Source organism: Bordetella petrii (assembly GCF_020991325.1).
GTDB lineage: Bacteria > Pseudomonadota > Gammaproteobacteria > Burkholderiales > Burkholderiaceae_B > Bordetella_A > Bordetella_A petrii_E.
Genome location: NZ_JAJMLX010000327.1, coordinates 1 through 4,603, shown reverse-complemented (window position 1 = coordinate 4,603; position 4,603 = coordinate 1). Strand labels below are relative to the sequence as shown.

Annotated in this window: 4 protein-coding genes and 1 pseudogene; 1 reads left to right on the top strand and 4 read right to left on the bottom strand. The window is 65.8% G+C overall.

The window, feature by feature from the left end; all coding sequences use genetic code 11:
• The 4 genes and pseudogenes from LPZ50_RS22055 to LPZ50_RS22040 form a co-directional block, all read right to left on the bottom strand.
• Positions 1-242: pseudogene (locus tag LPZ50_RS22055) on the bottom strand (DNA gyrase subunit A); the annotation flags it as partial.
• Positions 243-279: 37 nt separating this feature from the next.
• Positions 280-1,269, bottom strand: coding sequence for a TRAP transporter substrate-binding protein DctP (dctP, locus tag LPZ50_RS22050; protein ID WP_230664962.1), 990 nt, complete (start codon positions 1,267-1,269; stop codon positions 280-282).
• A 68-nt stretch (positions 1,270-1,337) separates the two neighbouring features.
• Positions 1,338-1,841: a MaoC family dehydratase gene (locus LPZ50_RS22045; protein WP_230664960.1), complete on the bottom strand. Its 504-nt coding sequence runs from the start codon at positions 1,839-1,841 to the stop codon at positions 1,338-1,340.
• Positions 1,842-2,049: 208 nt separating this feature from the next.
• A complete protein-coding gene (locus LPZ50_RS22040) occupies positions 2,050-2,934 on the bottom strand; it encodes a LysR family transcriptional regulator (RefSeq protein WP_230664959.1) in 885 nt (294 codons plus the stop codon).
• 125 nt (positions 2,935-3,059) lie between these two features.
• Here LPZ50_RS22040 and LPZ50_RS22035 point away from each other — a divergent pair.
• On the top strand, positions 3,060-4,603 hold a 1,544-nt coding region (locus LPZ50_RS22035), incomplete at its 3' end, for an acyl-CoA dehydrogenase family protein (RefSeq protein WP_230664964.1).

The window sequence follows — 4,603 nt, the reverse complement described above, 5'->3', positions numbered from 1 at the left end:
GCCGCGCGGATGATGGCGATCACCTCGTCGATGTTGAGCAGCACGGTCTGCCGCCCTTCGAGGATGTGGATGCGGTCCAGCACCTTGTTCAGGCGATGCTGGGAGCGCCGGGTGATCGTGGTCTGGCGGAAGGCGATCCACTCCTCCAGCATCAGCCGCAGCGATTTCTGCACGGGCTTGCCGTCCAGCCCCACCATGGTCAGGTTGATGGGGGCCGAGGTTTCCAGGCTGGTGTGCGCCAGCGTCCACAACCGGGCCGATTCGACGATATCGTCCATGTCAGGCTCCGCAGCGCTTGGCGATCGCATCCACCTGCTTCACCACGTCGCCATATTTATCGGTATAGGCCTTCTTCGCCGTGTCGGCGCGGGCCTTCCATTCCGCAGCGGCCGCGTCGTCGGCCACGCGATAGACCGAACCCTGCGCCTCCATGTCCTTGATCAGCTTGGCGTCCGCGGCCCGGGCCTCTTTCCACTGGCGCTGGATGATGCTGTCCAGGCTGGCCTTCACCGCGTCGCGCTGCGGCTGCGTCAGGGAATCCATCCAGGCCCGGTCCGCCACCACCGCATACGTTGCCAGCGACATGCCGGGCACATGGAATGCGTACTTGCCGGTCTTGCCTATCATCTCGGCCCAGCCCGCCGGCGAGGTCAACACCCCGTCGATGGCGCCCTGGGCCAGCGCGGTACTCATTTCCGACGCCGCCATCGAAATGGGGCTGGCGCCAAAGCTGCGCACCATGTCCAGGAAAATGCGGCCGCCGGTCACGCGCAGCTTGGCGCCGCGCATATCATCCAGCGACTTCACGTCGCGGTCGCGGAAAATGAAGAACAGATCGGCCGTGCGCAACAGGCCCAGAACCTGCAGCTGGCGCGACTTCAGGCGTTCGGACATCAGGTCGGTAAGCCCGCTGGCGAAGCAGGCGTTTTCCATCTTCTGGTCCGACAGGCCGAACGGCAGGTTCACGTAGCCCAGCGCGGGATCCAGCGTTTCCAGCCGCACCGATACCGGCCACACCATGTGCACCGCGCCCGTGCCCAGCGCGGCCAGGCCGTCCTGGTCGTTGTAGAGCTGCGAGGCGGGAAACACCTTGATCTGCACTTCGCCATTGGTGCGCTTGGCCACGTCCTGGGCGAACTCGTTCATGTAGCGGGTCTTCCAGTGCGACGCCGCCACCTCTGACGTCAGCACCATCTCGGCCGCGCCCGCGCCTAGCGGACACACCAGCGCGAGCAGCAATGCCGCCCGGCGGAACAGCGGATAAAACATGGCAATACCTCCTTGGGTGAGTACTGCAATGCAGCGCGGGCGACGCCCGCGCGGTCGGGCGTAGATGCTTACTGGTCGCCCACGCCATGCCCGCGCTTGGGCACCAGGCAGGACCGGATGAAATTCATCACCTCGACCCCGTCCTGGTTGTAGGCGCGCGTAAGGGTGGTAACGATGCCCTGGGTGGGCCGGCTGCGCGATTCGCGCAGTTCCAGCACTTCGGATTCGGCGTACAGCGTGTCGCCGGCAAAAACCGGCGCGGTCAGGTTGATTTCCTTCCAGCCCAGGTTGGCGATGGCCTTGCCGCTGACGTCGCCCACCGTCATGCCCAGCACCACCGCTACCGTCAACCCGCTGTTGACCAGCAGCTTGCCGAATTCGCTTTGGCTGGCGTAGGCGGCATCGCAGTGCATGGGATGGAAGTTCATGGTCAGCAACGAAAACTGGATGTTGTCGGCATCCGTCAAGGTGCGGCCCGGGCGGTGCTCGTACACCGCCCCGACTTCGAACTCTTCCAGGTAGCGGCCGAAGCTGAAGCGATAGCGCTTGGGGCCGGTGGTCACCACTTCCATTTTGTCTCCTTTGTCTAGTTTGTCACTTTGTCTGGACAAATAGTCGGACAAGCGGCGGCACACTGTCAACGGTTTTTCATCGTGCGGCGCAACACGCCAGTCGTTCAGGTGTCCGGCTCCCGCCGGGGTGCCGGACACCGTCCTGTTGAGACGGCCGTGGCACACGATGGTGTCTGGCACCTTTCGGAGCCAGACACCCGCCAAGGCTTCAACTGAACTGCTGCCGCACCAGTTCCACGGCCCGCTGCAGCAAAGGCGAATCGGCTTGCCGCGCCCAGATCGCCTGGCTGACCGAACGCGCCTGGTGTTCGAAGGCAATGAACCGCGTGCCGGCCAGTCCGCTGCGTGCCAGGCAGGCCGGCACGATGGACACGCCCAGCCCGCGCGACACCAGTGCCGCCACGCTCAGCCAGTGCCGCACTTCGTGGCGGATGGCCGGGTGGAAACCGGCGGCCACGCACAGCGACAGCACCGTCTCGTGATAGCTGGGCGATGCGACGCGGGCGAACAGGATGAAGTCCTCCTGCGCCAGGGCGTCCAGCCGCACCCGCCGCTGGCGCGCCAGCGGATGCGTGTCCGGCACGCACACCACGAAAGGCTCGGCCACCAGATCCAGCGTCTGCACTTCGTCGGGCGCGGGGTTGGCGTGGATGAATCCCAAGTCCAGTTCGCCACGCCGCACGGCTTCGATCTGGTCGTGGGAATTCAGTTCCGTCAGCACGTGTTCCACATCGGGCAGGGATGCGCGCAGCGATGCCAGCAGGTCCGGCAACCCGCGGTACAGCATGGATCCCACGAAGCCGATGCGCAGTCGGCCCCGCAGGCCGGCATCCACGCGCTGCACCAAAGTGCCGATGGCCTCCGCCTGCCGCAGCAGCGCCTGGGCTTCGCGGTACAGCACCTGCCCGGCCTCCGTCAGTTCCACATGGCGGCTGGTGCGCTGCAACAGGCGCGCACCCAGCGTGGTTTCGAGTTGCCGGATGGCGTAGCTGAGCGGCGGCTGCGAAATATGCAGGCGTTCGGCCGCGCGGCTGAAATGGCGTTCTTCGGCCACGGCGATGAAATAGCGCAGCAGGCGGGGTTCCAGGTCCATTGCGGGAATGTGTCTGTGGTGAATTAATACTTTATTTGTATTGTTCTACACAAAATTGGTATTTGTATAGATAAATGACCTGCGCCACCCTATGCACTTTCTTGCCTGTCATCGGCCCGTTCGCCATGTCCACCGCTTCCGTTACCGACGTCCCCGATTCCCGGGGCCTGAACCTGTTCAATGCCGACCCCTACGCGGCCGCGCTTTGCGGGCTGTACCTGCCTCCCGCGCTGCATGCCCACCTGCTGCCGCACCTGGAACGCCTGGGCGCCCTGGCCGGCGGGCATATCGACGCGCTGGCGGCCGTGGCCGACCAGAATCCGCCCACGCTGTCGGTGCGCAACCGGGCCGGGCAGGACGAGTCGCGCATTAGCAAGCATCCGTCCTACGTCGAACTGGAACGGCTGGCCTACAGCGAATTCGGCCTGGCCGCGCTGTCGCACCGCGGCGGCGTGCTGGGCTGGCCCGAACCCATGCCGCCGGCGGCCAAGTACGCGCTCAGCCATTTGTTCGTGCAGGCCGAGTTCGGCCTGTGCTGCCCCGTCAGCATGACCGACTCCCTGGCCCGCACACTGCGCAAGTTCGGCGATCCGGATCTGGTCGAACGCGTACTGCCGCAAGTCACCTCGCAAGACTTCGACGAACTGCGCCAGGGCGCCATGTTCATGACCGAACAGGGCGCGGGCTCCGACGTCAGCGCCACGGCCACGCGCGCCGAACTGCAGGACGACGGCACTTGGCGGCTGCATGGCGACAAATGGTTCTGCTCCAACCCCGACGCCGGCTTTGCCATGGTGCTGGCGCGCAGCGAAGCGGTAGACGGCCTGAAGGGTGTGTCGCTGTTCCTGCTGCCGCGCGACCTGCCCGACGGCACCCACAACGCATACCGCATCCTGCGCCTGAAAGACAAACTGGGCACGCGTTCCATGGCCAGCGGCGAGATCCGCCTGGAAGGCGCGCTGGCGTGGCTGGTGGGCGAACGCGGCAAGGGCTTCAAGCACATGGCCGACATGATCAACAATTCGCGGCTGTCCAACGGCATGCGCGCGGCCGGCCTGATGCGGCGCGCCGTCACCGAGGCCACCTACTTCGCGCAACAGCGGCGCGCCTTCGGCCAGCGCCTGATCGACATGCCCTTGATGCGCCGCCAACTGGCCAAGATGAGCGTGTGGGCCGAACAGGCGCGCAGCGTGATGTTCCAGACGGCCGCCGCGCTGGCCGATGCCGAACACGATGCCGATGCCGCTGCGCGGGCCCGCGTGCTGACGCCGCTGATCAAGTTCCGGGCCTGCCGCGATGCGCGCAAAGTCACCGGCGACGGCATGGAAGTGCGCGGCGGCTGCGGCTACATCGAAGAATTCGTCGAGGCGCGCCTGGTGCGCGACGCCCACCTGGGCTCCATCTGGGAAGGCACCAGCAATATCGTGGCCCTGGACGTGCTGCGCGCCATCCAGAAAACCGACGCGCTGGCCGCCTTGCGCCGGCACGTCGACAGCCTGCTGCGCGACGGCGCGGTGCTGGACGTGGCCGGCGCGGTGGGCGTGGCGTTCGAGCGCGTGATCGTGCGGCCGGTCTATGGCCAGCACCTCAAACAGATCCTCATCACCATGGGCGGCATGATCATCGGCGAAGAGATCATCAAGATGCTGTGGGGGCCACAATCGCTGTC